Origin of the sequence: Streptomyces sp. NPDC001604 (genome assembly GCF_042893475.1) — a bacterium.
Taxonomy (GTDB): domain Bacteria; phylum Actinomycetota; class Actinomycetes; order Streptomycetales; family Streptomycetaceae; genus Streptomyces.
Genome location: NZ_JBIAUY010000021.1, coordinates 74,167 through 90,718 on the forward strand (window position 1 = coordinate 74,167; position 16,552 = coordinate 90,718).

The 16,552-nt window shown below is 70.0% G+C and carries 14 protein-coding genes and 1 pseudogene; 2 read left to right on the forward strand and 13 right to left on the reverse strand.

The annotated features are described in order from the left end of the window. Nucleotides 1-25: 25 nt before the first annotated feature. From ACFY1E_RS39590 to ACFY1E_RS39610, 5 genes and pseudogenes are all read right to left on the reverse strand, one after another. Entirely contained in the window at nt 26-568 is a 543-nt protein-coding gene (locus ACFY1E_RS39590; RefSeq protein ID WP_389085269.1) for a MarR family winged helix-turn-helix transcriptional regulator, read from the reverse strand. Beyond that, nucleotides 565-867, reverse strand: a complete 303-nt coding sequence (locus tag ACFY1E_RS39595; RefSeq protein WP_389085271.1) for a hypothetical protein — start codon at nt 865-867, stop codon at nt 565-567. Before ACFY1E_RS39595 ends, ACFY1E_RS39590 begins: the two co-directional genes overlap by 4 nt. A gap of 353 nt (nt 868-1,220) precedes the next feature. Then, nucleotides 1,221-2,399, reverse strand: coding sequence for an acyl-CoA dehydrogenase family protein (locus ACFY1E_RS39600; RefSeq protein WP_389085274.1), 1,179 nt, complete (start codon nt 2,397-2,399; stop codon nt 1,221-1,223). A 32-nt stretch (nt 2,400-2,431) separates the two neighbouring features. Next, nucleotides 2,432-2,795 (reverse strand): annotated as a pseudogene (locus ACFY1E_RS39605) (acyl-CoA dehydrogenase family protein); the annotation flags it as partial. A gap of 157 nt (nt 2,796-2,952) precedes the next feature. Further along, a complete protein-coding gene (locus ACFY1E_RS39610) occupies nt 2,953-4,815 on the reverse strand; it encodes a flavin-containing monooxygenase (protein ID WP_389085276.1) in 1,863 nt (620 codons plus the stop codon). A gap of 92 nt (nt 4,816-4,907) precedes the next feature. On the opposite strand from ACFY1E_RS39610, the gene ACFY1E_RS39615 reads away from it, so the two are divergent. After that, complete coding sequence (locus ACFY1E_RS39615; RefSeq protein WP_389085279.1) at nt 4,908-5,957, forward strand: alpha/beta hydrolase; 1,050 nt, start codon at nt 4,908-4,910, stop codon at nt 5,955-5,957. Nucleotides 5,958-6,212: 255 nt separating this feature from the next. Here ACFY1E_RS39615 and dmpG read toward each other — a convergent pair whose 3' ends face one another. The 5 genes from dmpG to ACFY1E_RS39640 are packed head-to-tail and all read right to left on the reverse strand — an operon-like array spanning nt 6,213 to nt 10,946. Next, entirely contained in the window at nt 6,213-7,241 is a 1,029-nt protein-coding gene (gene dmpG, locus ACFY1E_RS39620; RefSeq protein WP_389085281.1) for a 4-hydroxy-2-oxovalerate aldolase, read from the reverse strand. Continuing rightward, nucleotides 7,238-8,212: an acetaldehyde dehydrogenase (acetylating) gene (locus ACFY1E_RS39625; RefSeq protein ID WP_389085284.1), complete on the reverse strand. Its 975-nt coding sequence runs from the start codon at nt 8,210-8,212 to the stop codon at nt 7,238-7,240. Before ACFY1E_RS39625 ends, dmpG begins: the two co-directional genes overlap by 4 nt. Beyond that, on the reverse strand, nt 8,209-9,006 hold the full coding sequence (locus ACFY1E_RS39630; RefSeq protein ID WP_030928114.1) for a 2-keto-4-pentenoate hydratase: 798 nt from the start codon (nt 9,004-9,006) through the stop codon (nt 8,209-8,211). Before ACFY1E_RS39630 ends, ACFY1E_RS39625 begins: the two co-directional genes overlap by 4 nt. Before the next feature lie 5 nt (nt 9,007-9,011). Beyond that, nucleotides 9,012-9,950: a 3-carboxyethylcatechol 2,3-dioxygenase gene (locus tag ACFY1E_RS39635; RefSeq protein WP_389085287.1), complete on the reverse strand. Its 939-nt coding sequence runs from the start codon at nt 9,948-9,950 to the stop codon at nt 9,012-9,014. 12 nt (nt 9,951-9,962) lie between these two features. Continuing rightward, the gene (locus tag ACFY1E_RS39640) at nt 9,963-10,946 is read right to left on the reverse strand and encodes a zinc-binding dehydrogenase (protein ID WP_389085289.1); all 984 of its coding nucleotides are present in this window, start codon (nt 10,944-10,946) and stop codon (nt 9,963-9,965) included. Nucleotides 10,947-11,199: 253 nt separating this feature from the next. Here ACFY1E_RS39640 and ACFY1E_RS39645 point away from each other — a divergent pair, with 253 nt between their 5' ends. Beyond that, nucleotides 11,200-13,566 (forward strand): SpoIIE family protein phosphatase, encoded by a 2,367-nt coding sequence (locus ACFY1E_RS39645; RefSeq protein WP_389085292.1) that lies wholly within the window; start codon nt 11,200-11,202, stop codon nt 13,564-13,566. An 8-nt stretch (nt 13,567-13,574) separates the two neighbouring features. Here ACFY1E_RS39645 and ACFY1E_RS39650 read toward each other — a convergent pair whose 3' ends face one another. The 3 genes from ACFY1E_RS39650 to hcaB are packed head-to-tail and all read right to left on the reverse strand — an operon-like array spanning nt 13,575 to nt 16,550. Then, on the reverse strand, nt 13,575-14,075 hold the full coding sequence (locus ACFY1E_RS39650) for a GNAT family N-acetyltransferase (protein ID WP_389085294.1): 501 nt from the start codon (nt 14,073-14,075) through the stop codon (nt 13,575-13,577). Nucleotides 14,076-14,082: 7 nt separating this feature from the next. After that, entirely contained in the window at nt 14,083-15,660 is a 1,578-nt protein-coding gene (locus ACFY1E_RS39655; protein WP_389085297.1) for a long-chain fatty acid--CoA ligase, read from the reverse strand. Nucleotides 15,661-15,710: 50 nt separating this feature from the next. After that, complete coding sequence (gene hcaB, locus ACFY1E_RS39660; protein ID WP_389085299.1) at nt 15,711-16,550, reverse strand: 3-(cis-5,6-dihydroxycyclohexa-1,3-dien-1-yl)propanoate dehydrogenase; 840 nt, start codon at nt 16,548-16,550, stop codon at nt 15,711-15,713. Between the last annotated feature and the right edge of the window lie 2 nt (nt 16,551-16,552).

Genomic DNA, 16,552 nt, shown 5'->3' on the forward strand with positions numbered 1-16,552 from the left:
CTCTCTCAGACCGGCAGGTTCGGCATCAGCGGCGGTCCTGCGCTGCCGGCCCCGGATCCTCGAAGCCGCCGTGGACGTTATTGACTGCGCACTTGATCATTCTCAGGAACGCCGCGCGTTCCTCCTCGCTGAACCCCTCGAGCAACGCCTCCTCCCACTCCGCCACCGCGGCCTCGCACTCGGCAAGGACGCGACGGCCCTTGGCAGTCAGCGTTGCGAGCAGCTTGCGGGCGTGATCGGGGTGCGGGTCGCGCTTGATCAGGCCCTCGCCTTCGAGGCGCTTGATCACCTCGTGCATCGACTGCGGCGTCATGAACGAGCGCCGCGCCAGTTGCGAGTTCGAGAGCGGTGTCCCGTGGCGGTTCAGCACGCTGAGTGAGGTGAACTGCAAGGTGGTCAGGCCGTATGGGGCGACGCGCTCAGTGATGGCGGCGAACACGAGCGTCTGCAGCCGCCCGATCGCATACGAGATCCCTGGCTCGGCCGTCGCCGGGGTGCTGTCGCTCGCGAGCTCATCGTGCTGGAGCGCCCCGCTCGCACCGGCCGCTACTCCCCTGACGGCGCTCATGATGCGCTCGCTCCTGGCGCTACCTCGGCGCGCTCTAGTTCGACTGCGCAGTCGCGATGGGCCTGCGGGATCGCCGGCAGCTCTTCGCGCGAGACGCGGCCGAAGCCGCACGCCGACGCGACGCCGAAGGCGGGCAGGTATCGCCGGGCGAGCTCCACCGCGCTGTCGAACGGCAAGCTGCCTACCAGCAGGACGTCGCCCTCGGTTGCCACCGTCAAGCCCTCCCATCGCGTCGCGAACGAGCGACAGTTTAAGAGCACCTGAAACTCATCCGCACTGGCCTGCTTCCTGTTTGGCATCACGGGGCCACCAAGAGCAGTTTCAGGCTAGCAGAAACTCTGTGCGAGGGGTCGACGCTGAGCACGTCGCCGCGGCTTCGTCGGCGTCTGAGTCGCAGAGGTTTGCCATGTGACGGGCCCGGACACGAGGGTGGCGCCGCATTGCCTCCTCGGCGCCTTTCGGGTCCCGTCTGACGGTGGCGTCTGCGATGGCGGTGTCTTGGAGGGAGTTCGTTGAACGGCGGGGATGAGGAGGGTTCGGTACTGGTACGCGACGCTGTCGATCCTCGCTCCGATGGCACAGGAGCCGAGGTTCGACAGGGTCACGCCGGGCGGTCACCCTCCGCCGCCGACCACAGGGCGAGGGGCGGGCGTCAGTACGACTTGGGCAGCCCCAGCATCGACGTGCCGATGTGCGCGAGGACGAGCTGCTCGGCAACGGGGATGTTCTTGCCGATGCGGGCATCACGCAGCCACCGCTCGACCGGGTACTCCTTGGAGTACGCCATGCCGCCGAGCGTCTGGAAGGCCTGGTCGGCGGCCTCCCACGCCACCTGGGCGCCTGTGAGCTTGGCGACGTTGGCCTCGTTGCCGCAGGGCAGGCCCTGATCGAAGAGCCAGGCGGCCTTGTAGGTCATCAGCCGGCCGAGCTCCGCCTTCGCCTTGATCTGGGCGAGGGGGAACTGGAGGCCCTGGTTGGCGCCGATCGGCCGGCCGAACACCTCCCGCTCCGTCGCGTACTGCACGGCGTAGGCGAGTGCCGCGTCGGCGGTGCCGACACCGCCGGCGGCGGCGAGGATCCGCTCGGGGTTGAGCACGTCCCAGAGCACCTTGAAGCCGTGGTCGAGCTCGCCGATGACATTGCGGGCGGGCACGCGGACGTCGTCGAAGAACACCTGGCTCGAGTAGAGGATGTTGCTCCCCATCTTGGGGATCGGCGTGTAGGTCAGCGAGCCCGCGGCGAGCGCCTCCTTGACGTCGATGAGGAACAGCGTGAAGCCGGCGTAGCGTTGCTTCGCCTCGGCTGCCGGGATCGTGCGGGTCACCGCGACCATCCAGTCGGCGTTCTCGACGTTGGAGATCCAGACCTTCTGACCCTTGATCAGGAAGTCGTCCCCCTCTCGACGGGCCGAGGTCGTGATCTCGATGGCGTTGCTGCCGGCGTCCGGCTCGGTCAGCGCGAAGCAGAACTGGACGTCGCCGGCGGCGATCCCGGGCAGGATCTCTCTCTTCTGCTCCTCGGTGCCATGCCGCACCAGCGTGGTCGCCCCGAACCCGGGTGTCGTCACGTAGAAGAAGGTGCCGGCGCCGCCGCCGGACGCGCACAGGGTCTCGTTGGCGACGGCGACCTCGAGCAGGCCCTGGCCGCCGCCGCCGTACTCCTCGGGGATGTTGAGTCCGAACCAGCCGCCCTTCCCGAGGTCGGTGAACACCTCGGTGGGAAAACGGTGCGCCTCCTCGCACTCCGACCAGTAGGCGTGGTCGTACCTGGCGGCGACAGCGCGTACGCCGTCCCGCACGGCCAGCGCGGTCTCGGGCAGGTTGAAGTCCATCGTGTTCCTTCCGAATAGCGGTGGGGGCCGGCTCAGAGGCCGAGCGAGCGGCCGATGATCTCCTTCTGGATCTCGGTAGTGCCGCCGTGGAGGGTGGAGATCCGGCCGTCGAGGTAGGCCCGGCCGAGGCGGTACTCGAGCATGTAGCCGTAGCCGCCGTGCAGCTGGACGCCCTGGTTGACCAGCTTGTTCTGCAGCTCGGTGGCCCAGTACTTCGCCTGCGAGGCCCCGACGGCGTCGAGCCGGCCGGCGACGTGCTTACGCACGCGGTCGTCGACGAACATTCGGGTAGGTGTCCTGGGCGTGCAGCCCGATCTTGTCGAGGTTGCGGCCGCGCCCGAAACCCTCCATGCCGCGCTCGACGACGAGCAGGCCGATGCCGTGGTGACCGGCCTCGGTGCCGGCCGCTGAGGACGACGATCGGCGACTGCGTGAGGATCCGCAGCGAGAACGTCGTGCCGTGCTTGCGCCGGCAGCGCGACATGTACGGGTTGGGACGCAGCAGCCGGCAAGCATCTGCACGAAGGCTGGTGTGCGGGGACTGGGCGGAAGCTCAGTCGGCATTTGGACTCACCTCCGTGTCGCGTCGGGCGAAGGCGAGACCGGGCATGCCGTTCTCGCGCCACGTGCGGACGACTTCGAAGTAGGCGTCGGACCCGAACCCGTAGAGCCCTTCGAGGAGCCCTTTCCCCTTCCCAGTGGCGCCTTCGCCGTTGTAGTAGCCCGGGGTGCATGTGGTTTGGAGCTCGGTGGTGAAGGGCATTTGGGTCGCGGCGATCTCCTGGACCCAGCCCTCAACGGCGTCGGCGGTGGGCTCGACGCTGTGACTGCCTCGGCGCTCGGCCTCGAGCAAGACGCTGGTGATGTGCTCGACCTGCTCGTCGAGGATGTGGCAGAAGTTCGGGGTGAAGGCGTTCTGGTTGAGGCCGGTGAAGAAGCAGTTCGGGAAGCCGTCGCTGTAGTAGCCGTGGAGGGTGCGCGGCCCCTGGGCCCAGTGCGCCGAGAGCGTGGCGCCGTCTCGTCCGATGATCTCGAACCCGAATCGGCGGGTGTAGTTGGTGCCGATCTCGAACCCCGTGGCGAAGATGATGCAGTCGACCTCGTACTCGACGCCGTTGACGACGATCCCCTGCTCGGTGACGCGCTCGACGCCTCGGCCCTCGGTGTCCAGAAGGGTGACGTTGGGTCGGTTGAAGGTGGGCAGGTAGTCGTCGTTGAAGGTCGGGCGCTTGCAGAACGTCCGGTACCAGGCCTTGAGCTTCTCTGCCGTGTCAGGGTCGTCGACGATCTCGTCGACGCGTCGGCGGATCCGGTTCATGTGGGCGAGGTCGGCGCGTTCGTAGGCGACACCGACGTCGTCGCCGGTGGCACCGGACTGCGCGGCCTCGAGGCTCGCCGACATGGTGCTGCCCAACAGGGAGGTCCAGCCGTCGGCGACGAGGTCCTCGCTCGGAGCGGACCCGAGAAAGAGGGAGGCTGGGTTGACGAGCGCGTTGAAGTTGCGCATCCGCTCGCGCTGCCAACCGGGCTTGAGCGTGGCCGCCCACTCGGGATCGGTGGGCCGATTGCCCCGGACGTCCACGGCGGACGGAGTCCGCTGGACGACGTACAGGTGCTCTGCGTAGCGGCCGAGGTGGGGCACGCACTGGATGGCGGTGGCGCCGGTGCCGATGACGGCGACGCGCTTGTCGGCGAGGCCTTCGAGGCCTCCGCCCTCATCGCCCCCGGTGTAGGCGTAGTCCCAGCGGCTGGTGTGGAACGTGTGGCCGGTGAAGGTGGTGATTCCCGGGATGCCGGGCAGCTTCGGGCGGTTCACCGGCCCGTTGGAGAGGATGACGTAACGGGCGCTGATGCGATCGTCACGGTCGGTGCTCGCGTGCCAGCGCGAGTCGGTGGGATCCCAGCGGAGTTCGCGGAGCTCGGTCTGGAACAGCAGCCGGGGGTAGAGGTCGTAGAACTGGGCGATCCGGATGGCGTGCTGTCGGATCTCGGGCGCGCGGCTGTACTTCTCGATCGGGAGGTAGCCCGTTTCCTCCAGAAGGGGGAGGTAGATGTAGCTCTCGATGTCGCACTGCGCGCCCGGATAGCGATTCCAGTACCAGGTGCCGCCGACGTCGCCGGCCTTCTCGATGATGGCGAAGTCATCGATGCCGGCGTCGCGCAGACGCGCTGCGGCGAGCAGCCCGCTGAACCCCGCCCCCATGATCAGGACCTGGACATCGCGAACGACGGGGTCGCGGGTGAAGCCGGGCTCGACGTAGGGGTCAGCGACGTAGCTCTCGTACTCACCAGTGACCTCGATGTACTGGTCGTTGGCATCAGGCCGCAGTCGCTTGTCCCGTTCGACGCGGTAGCGCTCTCGGGCCGCCTGAAGCTCGCTGTCGGTGATGGTGTCGATGTTTCCGGTTGTCGTCATGCCGGTCACGGTAGAGTGTCAGGTAGCCTGACGTACAGAGTCGGGTAGCCACCGATCTCGCACACAGGGACGCAGTGCTCGGGAGGAACAACATGGGTGAGGATCACGGCTGGACGGCGTCTGGTCGCCGCGGGTCGTTCTGGGTCGGCGGCGAGCGGGTCGAGGGACCGCTGGGAACCGTGCTGCGCGGGCCGATGTACGTCGAGTGGTACGAGCCGGAAGAAAGACGCTTCCCGGTGCCGCTGGTGCTCGTGCATGGAGGCGGCGGTCAGGGGCTCGACTACCTGACGACGCCCGACGGCCGGCCGGGCTGGGCCCCGCTCCTGGTTGATCAGGGCTACGCCGTATACGTCGTCGATCGGCCGGGCCACGGACGGTCGCCGCACCACCCGGACGTTCTCGGGCCGATGAGCCCGGTCCTTGGGACTGAGTTCCTGGAGCCGATCTTCGTGCCGCCGACCGAGGGTCCCGGCTCGCATCCGACCGCGCACCTGCATACGCAGTGGCCGGGTGCCCGCAAGCTCGACGATCCTCTGTCCGACCAGTGGCTGGCCTCGAGCGGCCCGGTGCTCGCCAACCAACCCGAGATGCACTCCCTCGAGCAGGCGCGGCTGGCCGCGTTGCTCGACCGCATTGGCCCAGCCGTCATCGTCGCGCACTCGGCGGGCGGTCCAGGCGCGTTCCTGGCCGCCGACGCGCGGCCGCACCTCGTCAAGGCCTTCGTCGCCCTCGAGGTCCTCGGCCCGCCGTTCCTCAAGATGCCGGAGGCCGGCCTCGACCTGACGTGGGGCATCGCCTCCGCCCCGTTTACCTTCGACCCACCGGCGGTGAGTGCCGACGAGTTGCGGCTGGTGACGCACGAGCCGCCCGCGGACGGCGGGATCCCGATGACCCTCCAGGAGGAGCCGGCGCGCAGGCTTGCCAACCTCAGCCGTTTCCCGATTGCGGTCGTCAGCGCGCCCGCGTCGCCGTTCGTGCACTTCGACGGCCACCTCGTCGCGTTCCTCGAGCAGGCAGGCTGCGACGTCGCGCTGGTGCGCCTCGCCGACCACGGCGTGCACGGCAACGGCCACGGGATGATCATTGAGAAAAACAACGCCGACGCCCTGCGCGTCGTGACGGATTGGATCGCCAGGTTGTAAGGATCGCGGAACGGCGACGACAACGGCTTCAGTCGAGATCCCAGCCCTCCGGGCGACCACGATGTGCGAGGCGTTTCAGATCACCGCCGCCGAGCGCGCGGACTGCGTGGCGTTGCGGCGGGCCTGCAAATCGGCACCTTCCCCGCCATCGCCGCATCCCTGCTGCCCGCGTCGTGCGCGCCTTTCGCACCCGGTCCCCGCTGGTTGAACTGGCCGTGCACAGCGACCGCAACGCCGGCCTGATGGACCTCCGTGTCAGTTCACGGGCCTGGTGGCCGGGTTGGACATCAAGTCGAGTGCGATGTCCACGATCATGTCCTCCTGGCCTCCGACCAGGCCGCGCCGGCCGACTTCCAGCAGGAGGGTTCGGGCGTCGACGCCGTAGCGCTCGGCGGCGATCTCCGCGTGGCGCAGGAAGGAGGAGTAGACGCCGCCGTAGCCGAGGGTGAGCGTCTCGCGGTCGACTTGCACGGGGCGGTCGCGCAGGGGGCGGACCAGGTCGTCGGCGGCGTCCTGGAGGTCGAACAGGTCGCAGCCGTGCTTCCAGCCCTGGATGTTCGCCACGGCGATGAACGCCTCGATGGGGCAGTTTCCGGCACCCGCTCCTTGTCCGGCCAGGGAGGCGTCGACGCGGGTGACGCCCTCCTCGACGGCGACGACACTGTTGGCGACCGACAGGGAGAGGTTCTCGTGCGCGTGGATGCCGATCTGCGTGCTCTCGTCGAGTACGTCGCGGTAGGCGCGGACCCGTTCGCGTACACCGTCCAGGGTGAGGCGGCCGCCGGAGTCGGTGACGTAGACGCACTGGGCGCCGTAGGACTCCATGAGCTTTGCCTGCGCGGCGAGTTGGGGCGCCTCGGCCATGTGGCTCATCATCAGGAAGCCCGAGACGTCCATGCCCAGCTCGCGCGCCTTGGCGATGTGCTGGGCCGAGATGTCGGCCTCGGTGCAGTGGGTGGCGATGCGCACCGAGCGGACGCCGAGGGCGTAGGCGCGCTCCAGTTCGGCGATGGTGCCGATGCCGGGCAGGAGGAGGGTGGTGAGGACGGCGTTGTCGATCGCGTCCGCCGCGGCCTCGATCCACTCCCAGTCGGTGTGGCTGCCCGGGCCGTAGTTGAGGGAGCCGCCGGCGAGTCCGTCGCCGTGGGCGACCTCGATGGCGTCGACGCCGGCTGCGTCGAGGGCGGCCGCGATGCGGCCCACGTCGGCAGGATCGATGCGGTGCCGGATGGCGTGCATGCCGTCCCGCAGGGTCACGTCCTGTATGTAGAGCCGGTGAGTCATCGGCAGGCCTCCGCGGTGACGGTGGTGCTGTGTCGGGCGATCGACTCGGCGGTGCGCAGGGCGGCCGAGGTCATGATGTCGAGGTTTCCGGCGTAGGCGGGCAGGTAGTGGGCGGCGCCCTCGACTTCAAGGAACACCGAGACACGGGTGGTCACCGGGCCCGCGCCCTCGGGGAGCAGGGTGTGCACGGGCTCGCCTTCCGCGATCGGGGTGAACTGCACCTCCTGCTTGAGGCGGTAGCCCGGCACGTACTGGGCGACCCGCTCGGCCATCTCCTTGACGGAGGCTCGGATGGCGTCGTGGTCCGCGTCCCCGATGAGGCAGAAGACGGTGTCTCGCATGATCAGCGGGGGTTCGGCGGGGTTGAGGACGATGACCGCCTTGCCGCGGGCCGCTCCGCCGACGCTCTCGATGGCGTGGGAGGTGGTCTCGGTGAACTCGTCGATGTTGGCGCGCGTGCCCGGCCCCGCCGACTTGGAGGCGATGGAGGCGACGATCTCCGCATAGTGGACGTCGGTCACCGCGGAGACGGCCGCGACCATGGGGATGGTGGCCTGGCCGCCGCAGGTGACCATGTTGAGGTTGTCCGCGCCGGCCGCCAGGTGCTCGTCGAGGTTGACGGGCGGGACGACGAACGGGCCGATGGCGGCGGGGGTGAGGTCGATGAGCCGCTTTCCGAAGGGTGCGAGCCGGTGGGCGTTGGCCAGGTGGGCCCTGGCCGAGGTCGCGTCGAAGACGATTTCGATGTCGTCGAAGTCCGGCAGTGCGATCAGGCCCTCGACGCCCTCGTGGGTCGTCGGGACCTTCAGTCGGGCGGCGCGGGCGAGGCCGTCGGACTCCGGGTCGATGCCCACCATGGCGGCCACTTCGAGGGTGTCCGACAGGCGGAGGATCTTGATCATCAGGTCGGTGCCGATGTTGCCCGACCCGATGATGGCGACCTTGGTCTTCGACGTCTTGGGGGAAGTCATGCGTCCCTCTTCTCGGAGAATGCGGCGGTGACCTCGCCGAGCGAGCTGATCTCGGCGCGGATCCGGGTGCCGGGCGGGGCCGGGACCATCGGGCCCAGCGCGCCGGAGAGGACGACTTGTCCGGCGCGCAACGGGTCACCCAGGTCACGGGCCGTCCGGGCGAGCCAGGCCAGCGCGTTCAGGGGGTCGCCGAGGCAGGCGGCGCCGTTGCCCTCGGAGACGAGGACGTCGTCGGCGTACAGCCGCATCACGGTCTCGCGGGGCTCGAACTCGTCCAGCGTGAGGCGGCGTTCCGCCAGCACGAACAGTCCGCTGGAGGCGTTGTCGGCGACCGTGTCGGTGAGGGAGATGTCCCAGTCGGCGATACGGCTGTCGACGATCTCCAGCGCGGCCACGGCGTAGTCGACCGCAGCGCGCACCTGCGCCGGGTCCAGGTCGCCGTCGGCCAGGTCCTCCTTGAGGACGAAGGCGATCTCCGCCTCGGCCTTGGGCTGCAGCAGCCTGCCGGAGGGGACCTCGGCCTCGGCGGAGACGTCCATGTCGGCGAAGAGCACCCCGAAGTCAGGCTGGTCGACGCCGAGTTGGCGCTGGACGGCCGGGGAGGTCAGGCCGATCTTGCGGCCGACGACGACCGCACCGCTGTCCACTCTGCTGCGGGTGAGTTCCTGCTGTACGGCGTACGCGGCGTCGACGTCCTGGGTACCGAGCAGATCGCGTACCGGGGCCACGGGCCGTCCCTCGGCGAATGCGGCGGCGAGCCGGGCGGCCGCCAGTTCGACGGGTGTGACTGCCATGCCGGTCACCGCCCTTCCGCCGTGGTCACGGCGAATCCGGCGATCCAGGCGGGGATGGCCTCGTAGAAGCGGGACGTCATCTCGTACTTGCCGGTGGCCGCGAGGGAGGCGTACGCCGCGATCCAGGTGCGGACCTCGTGGGCGGAGCCGCCGCCCTGTGCGGCCATGTCGTCGACGGTCCAGGAGTCGAACTCCGCGAGGTCGCCGCGCTCCAGGTGGTCGAGGAGGAGGTTGTCCCAGGCGGGGTTGATCGGGATCATCTTCGTCGACCCGGCGGCGTAGTCGCGGCCGGCCTGGACGACCCGCTCCTCGCCCTTCGCACGCTGCTCCGGGGTGGGCGGGTTTCCCTCGATGAGCGCGTCGGCGACCCGGGGCGGTGCGCCGTCGAGCACCGGCACCGGCGGATCGTGGGACAGACCACCGGAGGCGACGAACAGCACCCGCTTGTCCAGGTCGGCCGCGGCCTGACCGACCGCGGTGCCGAGTGCGCGGATACGGCTGACCGGGCCGAGCGGGGTCGCCACGCCGTTGACGAAGACGGGCACCACCGGCACGCGGTCGATACCGCCGAAGAGCACCTCCAGGGGCTGCGCGAAGCCGTGGTCCACGGTCATCCGGGCCGAGACGGTGAGATCGATGCCGCGGTCGAGCACCCCCTTGGCCAGCGTCTTGGCGGTGTCGGTGTCGACCGACAGCGGCCCGCCCTGGGAACCGAAGTCGCCCACCGCGTGGGCCTCGGTGGCCAGGCAGAACGGGGGCATCTCCTTGTAGAAGAAGCCGTTGTAGTGGTCGGGCGCGTAGAGGACGACGAGCTCCGGGTCGAAGCGACGGACGAAGGCCCTGGCGCTCTCGACGGCCTCGTCGACGCGGGCCAGAACCTCGGGCTCGGGGTCGTTCCTGCCGATCAGGGGCGAGTGCGAGAGCCCGACGACAGCTGCGGTCATGGGAGAGGGTCCTTAACTCTGCGGGGCCGACGGGTGGATGACGAGCTTCCCGGTCAGACCGCCGTCGATCATGAGCTGGAAGCCCTTGTGGATGTCCGTGAGGGGCAGGGTGCGGTCGATCACAGGGCGGACTCCGGTGGCCTCCATCAGCCGGAGCAGCGCGACGAGCTCGCCACGGGTGCAGCCGGTGGAGCCAAGGACACGTCCCTGGAGGTAGAAGATGCGGGCCAGGTCCGCGGGCGGGTTGGCGCCGCTCGTCGCTCCCGCGATCACGACCGTGCCGCCTCGCCGCAGCGACTTCAGCGAATGGGACCAGGTCGCCTCGCCGACCGTCTCGATCACGACGTCCACCCGCTCGGGCAGCCGCTCACCGGGGGCCAGCGCGGCGCGCACCCCCCAGGTGAGGGCCTCGGCACGCTTGGCCTCGCTGCGGCTGGTGGCGTAGACGACGGCCCCGGCGGCCACCGCGAGCCGGATGGCGGCGGAGGCGACCCCGCCGCCCGCGCCCTGTACGAGCACCCGGTCGCCGGCGGTGATCCGGGCCTGGGTGAAGAGCATGCGGTAGGCGGTGCCCCAGGCGACCGGCAGGCAGGCCGCCTCGTCGAAGGACAGCCACGCGGGCTTCGGCACCAGGTTGCGGGTGGGCACGGTCAGGTACTCGGCGAAGGCCCCGTCGTGCTGTTCGGACAGCAGCGCACGATTCGGGTCGAGCGTCTCGTCGCCCCCGCCCGCGTCCGGGTCGCCAAGCACCGGATGCACGATGACCTCGTTGCCGTCCTCGTCGTATCCGGCCGCGTCGCAGCCGAGCACGATGGGAAGGCGCTCCGGGGGATGGCCCACGCCCCGCAGCGTCCACAGGTCGTGCATGTTCAGGGAAGAGGCCACGACCCGTACCCGGGACCAGCCGGGCTTCGGGTGAGGTACCGGTACGTCGCGCAGCACCAGCCCGGACAGCGGGTCGGCGGCGCTCTGGGAGATGGCGGTTGCTGCAAGCACGCAGCCACGGTCACCCGCACCCGGAGGCCGGACCTAGCCCGTGTGCCACGGTGCAGCACACGTCCGGGCTCCTGCCGGACGGCGGCCCGTGCCCCGCCCCCTGCACTCCCCTCGGACGCCCGGCACGCCGACCAGCGCGCGGCGTGGCCGCCCGGCTTGAAACCTGCCACCCTCAGGGGGATCGTGAACATGGTCAGCAAGTCCGGCAACAAGGCCGCTAGGGCACGACAACAAGGCCACCAAGGACACGACAATGACGTCCGACGAGCCGCCCGGCCGACTCCCTCCGGCGTCGACAGGGTCCTTCCTCGGCACGGCCGCGGCCATCGCGGTCACGGACCCGGACGGCCGGGTGACCCATTGGAGCAGCGGCGCCCAGACGCTGTGGGGCCATGCCCCCGAAGAGGTCATCGGCAAGCCTCTGGCCGATCTGTTCACCGCTGACTGGGCAGTGCTGAGGCACCGGGACGGCAGGCTGTCGGATGCCCAGGTGCGCCTCTATCCGCTGCCGTCCGACAAGCGGCCGACCGGGTACCTGGTGATTGCCGTACCCAGGACGGACTCCCCGGACGAGTGCTCACTCATGCGATGGATGTTCCAGGAGCAGCCCCTCTCCCTTTCCATCTATGACCGCGAGGGACGCATACTGTTCGGCAACGAGGTGACGAAGCAGGCGACGGGCCTCTCCGAGCACGACTTCCGCGGCCGGTTCATGGCCGAGATCCTTCAGGGCCCCGCATACGAGGAAGTCGAGCAGCGGATCCGCCGGGTTCTTCAGACCGGGAAGCCCGAATTCACCGAGCCCTTCGCGAGGCTTCCGGGCGAGCCGAAGGCGCACGCCTGGGCTCTCGACATCTTCCCGCTCAGGGACGAAGCCAGCCAGGTGCATGGGGTGGGTCTGTCGGCGTACGACTACTCCCAGCAGTACGAGTCCCGGGAGCGGCTGGCCCTCGTGAGTGAGGCCCGGACCCACATCGGCGCCAGCCTGGACGTGGTGGGCACCGCACGCGAGCTCACCGAGGTCGCCGTACCCCGCTTCGCCGACCTCGTCAGCGTGGACCTGCTCGACCCCGTCTTCCAGGGCGATGTGCCCCCACCTGTCCTGTCCGGTCCCGTCCCGCTGCGCCGGGCGGCATACAGGGTGGCGTCCGCGACGTCCGGAGAGCATCCGGCCACGGATGAGATCAGCAACCATGTTGATTCTTCGCCGATCGCCCGGTGTCTGGCCAGCGGCCGGGCGCAACGGCACCACGTCAACGACTCCCAGGTCGTCCGCTGGTTCGCCGACGACCCTGTCCAGGCGGCGCAGGCCCGCGCGCGCGGAGTGCATTCGCTGATCGCCGTACCCATCCGCGCCCGTGGCACCACCCTCGGAGCAGCCATGTTCGCCAGATGCTCACCTCGCGAGCCATTCGGCCCTGACGATCTGGCCGTCACCGAGGACCTGGTCGCGCGGGCCGCGGTCTGCCTGGACAACGCCCGCCGATTCACCCGCGAACGCGGCATCTCGCTGGCGCTGCAACGCAACCTGCTGCCGCACGGCCCGACCACGCTTCCTGCCGTGGAGACGGCTTCCCGTTATCTCCCTGCGGGCGGCGGCACGCAGGCGGGCGGCGATTGGTACGACGTGATCCCGCTGCCCGGCGGCCGCGTCGGTCTGGTCGTCGGCGATGTCGTCGGCCACGGCATCAACGCCTCAGCCACCATGGGCCGCCTGCGTACGGCGGTGCGCACCCTCGCCGACATCGACCTCCCGCCCGACGAGCTTCTCACCCACCTCGACGACATCGTCACCCACACCGAGGACGACACCGTCGCCACCGGTGAGATCCCCGGCGCCATCGGAGCCAGTTGCCTGTACGCGGTCTACGACCCCCTCTCCGGTATCTGCTCCCTTGCCCGGGCCGGCCATCCCCCGCCGATCCTGGTGCACCCGGACGGCACCGGCACGGTCCTCGACCTGCCTGCCGGCCCGCCTCTGGGTCTGGGCAGCCTGCCCTTCGAGGCGGCCGAGGTCACCGTGCCCGAAGGAAGCCTGCTCGCCCTGTTCACCGACGGCCTCCTCTCGGCCGGCGATCGCGACCTCGACGAGGGACTCGACGCCCTGCGCCACGCTCTGGCCCGGCCCGCATCCTCGCTCGCAGCGCTGTGCGACACCGTCCTGGGCACCCTGAGCCCCGAAGCGCGCACCGACGACATCGCCCTGCTCCTGGTCCGCACCCGCCTCTTCGGCGAGGACCGCGTCGCCTCCTGGGACGTTCCCGTCGATCCCGCGGTCGTCGCCGAGACCCGCCGCCGCGCCTGCGACCGGCTGGCCGCATGGGGCCTGGAGGAAACCGCGTTCGTCACGGAACTGGTCATCAGCGAGCTGGTGACGAACGCCATCCGGTACGCCAGCGGCCCGATCCGCCTCAGGCTGATCAAGGACGAGGCACTGATCTGCGAAGTCTCCGACGCCAGCAGCACCAGTCCGCACCTCCGCCGCGCCCGGGTGTTCGACGAGGGCGGCCGCGGCCTGTTCATGGTCGCCGAGCTCACCCGAAGATGGGGTACGCGCTACACCTGCACCGGCAAGACCATCTGGGCCGAGCTTGCTCCTCTCCACCCCTCCACGCGGTGAGGCGGTGGTCAGTGGGGCATGTCGTCGAGGGCGGTGGACATGTCGGCGAGGTCCGGCGGTTCGGCGGCGAACAGGACCACGCTGGCGTCGGGCAGGTCGGCCTCGGTGACCCGGAGGAGTCCGCCCGCCTCAAGGGCGGCCTGGGTGACGGTGTCGCTCTCGTCCGGTGCGGCGACGATGCGGCGGCAGCGGGGGTCGGCGAGGAAGAGTGCGGGGACGAGGGCGCGCAGCAGTTTCGCGGCAAGCGCCGGGCCGGACGGCCCCTGGTAGGGGAGGACCAGGCCCAGGGCAAGGTCGTGGGTGCCGTACGGATAGCAGCTGTGCAGCGGGTGGTGGGCGACGCGGTGGACGCGCAGGAGCAGCGTCGGGCCGCCCTGGGCCTCGGTGACGGCATACGTGCGCGCCGTCTGCGGGGTCACCGTGGCGGGCTCGTCGAGCGGGCGCAGCGTCCAGTCGGTACCCAGGACGGGTTCGGGCGGTGCCGGTACGACGGCGGTGTGGATGTTCATGGCCGGCTCACGGTGTCTCTGCGGGGCGCTGGTTCTCGACCCAGCTCCGCAGTTCGGACTTGACCAGCTTGCCGCTGGCGTTGCGGGGCAGTTGTTCGGCGATCAGCACCTGGGTGGGCAGCTTGTAGCGGGCCAGGTGCCCGCCGGTGAAGGCGCGCACCTCCTCCAGTGTGGGCGTGGTCCCGGGCTCGCAGGTCAGCACGGCGAGCACGGTCTCGCCCCACTTCGGATGCGGGACGCCGATGACGGCCGCCTCCAGGACACCCGGGTAAGCGGCGAGAACGCGCTCGACCTCGGCCGGGTACACGTTCTCCCCGCCGCTGATGATCATGTCCTTGAGGCGGTCGACGATGTAGTAGAAGCCGTCCTTGTCCCGATGCGCGATGTCGCCGCTGTGGAACCAGCCCGCGTCGTCGAAGGCGGCACGGGTGGCCTCGGGGTTGTTCCAGTAGCCGGGCGTGACATTCGGGCCGCGCACGCAGATCTCCCCGCGCGTGTCCGCGTCCTGCACGCCCACCCCGGTGACCGGGTCGACGATGCGGATCTCCGTGTACGGCATGGGTGCGCCGGCCGATCCGGCCTTCTCCGCCGTGAGCCCGGCCGGGAGGTAGCTGGCGAAGGGCGCGGTCTCGGTCAGCCCCCACGCCTGCTGGAGCAGGATGCCGCGTTCTTCGTAGTTCCTGATCAGCTGGGGCGGGACGGGGGCGCCCGCGACGATCGCGGATCGCAGGGCGGAGAGGTCGGCCGCGGCGAAGCCGGGCACGCGGGTCAGGGCGCCGTACATCGCGGGGACCGCGAACAGGGTCGTCACGCGGTGCTGGACGAGGTCCTCCAGGCACTGGGCGGGGTCGAAGCCGCGGCGCACGACGACGGTGCCGCCGCGCACGAGGGTGCGCAGGGTGAGGGCGTTGAGGCCGCCGATGTGGAAGAGCGGTGCGACGGCGAGGTTCACGTCGTCCGGGCGGGTGTCCACGACACTTTCGACGTTGACCGCATTCCACCAGAGGTTGCCGTGGGTGAGCATGACACCCTTGGGTCGGCCGGTCGTGCCGGACGTGTACATGAGCGCCGCCAGGTCGTCGTCGTACAGGGCCACCGGCTCCGTGCCACGTCGGTCGGCTCCGAGCAGCTCCGAGAGCGGTGTCCAGACGGCGGGGGGCGCGGTGGCCGCGGGGCATCGCGGATCTGTGTCGACCAGCACGTGGAAGCGGGCGGGTATGTCGCTCATCACCGACTCGACGAGTGCGCGATGGCCCTCCTCGACGACCAGGGTGTGCGCACCGCTGTCGCTGAGGATGTGGCGCACCTCCTCGGCCGCGAGCCGGAAGTTGACCGGCACGAAGACCGCCCCTAGGTGGGCCGCGGCCAGCAGCGTCTCGAAGAAGGTCACGCTGTTGAGGCCGAGGTAGGCGACCCGGTCGCCGCGCCGCAGTCCACGTTCGGCCAGCCCGGCGGCCAACTCGGCCGTCCTGTGGCTGAGTCGGGCGGCAGAGATCTCATGGCCCTCGTAGACGAGTGCGCAGGCGGTGGGGTACTGGGCTCTGCGGTGCAGTGCCGCGGCGGGGCTGATGTCGACGGCGGCCATGCGGCGGCTCCTTCGATGGCTGTCGTGCGGAAGTGAGAAGAGGAGACGGTTCAGAGGCCGGCGCCACCGGCCGGGGAACGGAATCCGCGGACGGCGATGCCGCCGTCGGCGGGGATCACGGCGCCGGTGACGGTGCCGCTGTTGGCGCGGGAGGCGAGCAGGACGTACGGGCCGGTGAAGTCCTCCGGCTCGACGCTGGAGTCGTACAGCGGGATGAGCGGTTGCTGTTCCTGTCCGGACGCCTCGTTCTTGGCGAACGACGCGGCCAGCGTGCGGTCCTGAAGGCCCAGGCTCTGCGGGCCGCGCAGCTTGGTGCGCATGCCGCCGGTGGCGACGCCGTTGACCCGGACCTTCGGCGCCAGCTCGTAGGCGAACTGCCGGAGCAGGCCGAGGCAGGCGTGTTTGCTGGCGGTGTACAGAGGGCCGCCACCGTCGGTGTGGAATGAGGCGTTGGACAGCGTCATCACGATGCTGCCGCGCGTGGCGACGAGTTCCCGCCAGGCCGCCTCGACGGCGAGGACATAGCCCTTGACGTTGATGCCGAAGACCTCGTCGAACGCCTCGGACAGCTCCTTGCCGTCGAGCTTGGTGACGCTGCGGTGGTAGTCCCAGATCCCGGCGTTGGGGACGAGGATGTCCAGCTTGCCGAACCTCTCGACGGTCGCGTCCACCGCCCTGTGCAGATCGTCCGGGGAGCGTACGTCGCCGGTGAGGGGCAGCACCCGGTCGGAGAGGTCGCCCGCCGCGGCGACGACTTCCTGCAACTGCGCGGCCCCACGGCCGAGAACGGCGACGCTCGCGCCTTCGGCGAGGTAGCGCAGGGCGACGGCACGACCGATGCCGGAGCCCCCGCCGGTGATCAGGGCGACTTCGCCCTCCAGCCAACCCATGA

What these genes read in the sequence shown, in the direction of transcription:
- ACFY1E_RS39630 (WP_030928114.1), bottom strand. Translation starts at nt 9,006, where the DNA reads ATGGCAGTCACACCCGTCGAACTGGCGGCCGCCCGGCTCGCCGCCGCA.
- ACFY1E_RS39595 (WP_389085271.1), bottom strand. Translation starts at nt 867, where the DNA reads ATGCCAAACAGGAAGCAGGCCAGTGCGGATGAGTTTCAGGTGCTCTTA.
- ACFY1E_RS39655 (WP_389085297.1), bottom strand. Translation starts at nt 15,660, where the DNA reads ATGGCCGCCGTCGACATCAGCCCCGCCGCGGCACTGCACCGCAGAGCC.
- ACFY1E_RS39635 (WP_389085287.1), bottom strand. Translation starts at nt 9,950, where the DNA reads ATGACCGCAGCTGTCGTCGGGCTCTCGCACTCGCCCCTGATCGGCAGG.
- dmpG (WP_389085281.1), bottom strand. Translation starts at nt 7,241, where the DNA reads ATGACTCACCGGCTCTACATACAGGACGTGACCCTGCGGGACGGCATG.
- ACFY1E_RS39615 (WP_389085279.1), top strand. Translation starts at nt 4,908, where the DNA reads ATGGGTGAGGATCACGGCTGGACGGCGTCTGGTCGCCGCGGGTCGTTC.
- ACFY1E_RS39590 (WP_389085269.1), bottom strand. Translation starts at nt 568, where the DNA reads ATGAGCGCCGTCAGGGGAGTAGCGGCCGGTGCGAGCGGGGCGCTCCAG.
- ACFY1E_RS39650 (WP_389085294.1), bottom strand. Translation starts at nt 14,075, where the DNA reads ATGAACATCCACACCGCCGTCGTACCGGCACCGCCCGAACCCGTCCTG.
- hcaB (WP_389085299.1), bottom strand. Translation starts at nt 16,550, where the DNA reads ATGGGTTGGCTGGAGGGCGAAGTCGCCCTGATCACCGGCGGGGGCTCC.
- ACFY1E_RS39645 (WP_389085292.1), top strand. Translation starts at nt 11,200, where the DNA reads ATGACGTCCGACGAGCCGCCCGGCCGACTCCCTCCGGCGTCGACAGGG.
- ACFY1E_RS39600 (WP_389085274.1), bottom strand. Translation starts at nt 2,399, where the DNA reads ATGGACTTCAACCTGCCCGAGACCGCGCTGGCCGTGCGGGACGGCGTA.
- ACFY1E_RS39610 (WP_389085276.1), bottom strand. Translation starts at nt 4,815, where the DNA reads ATGACGACAACCGGAAACATCGACACCATCACCGACAGCGAGCTTCAG.
- ACFY1E_RS39625 (WP_389085284.1), bottom strand. Translation starts at nt 8,212, where the DNA reads ATGACTTCCCCCAAGACGTCGAAGACCAAGGTCGCCATCATCGGGTCG.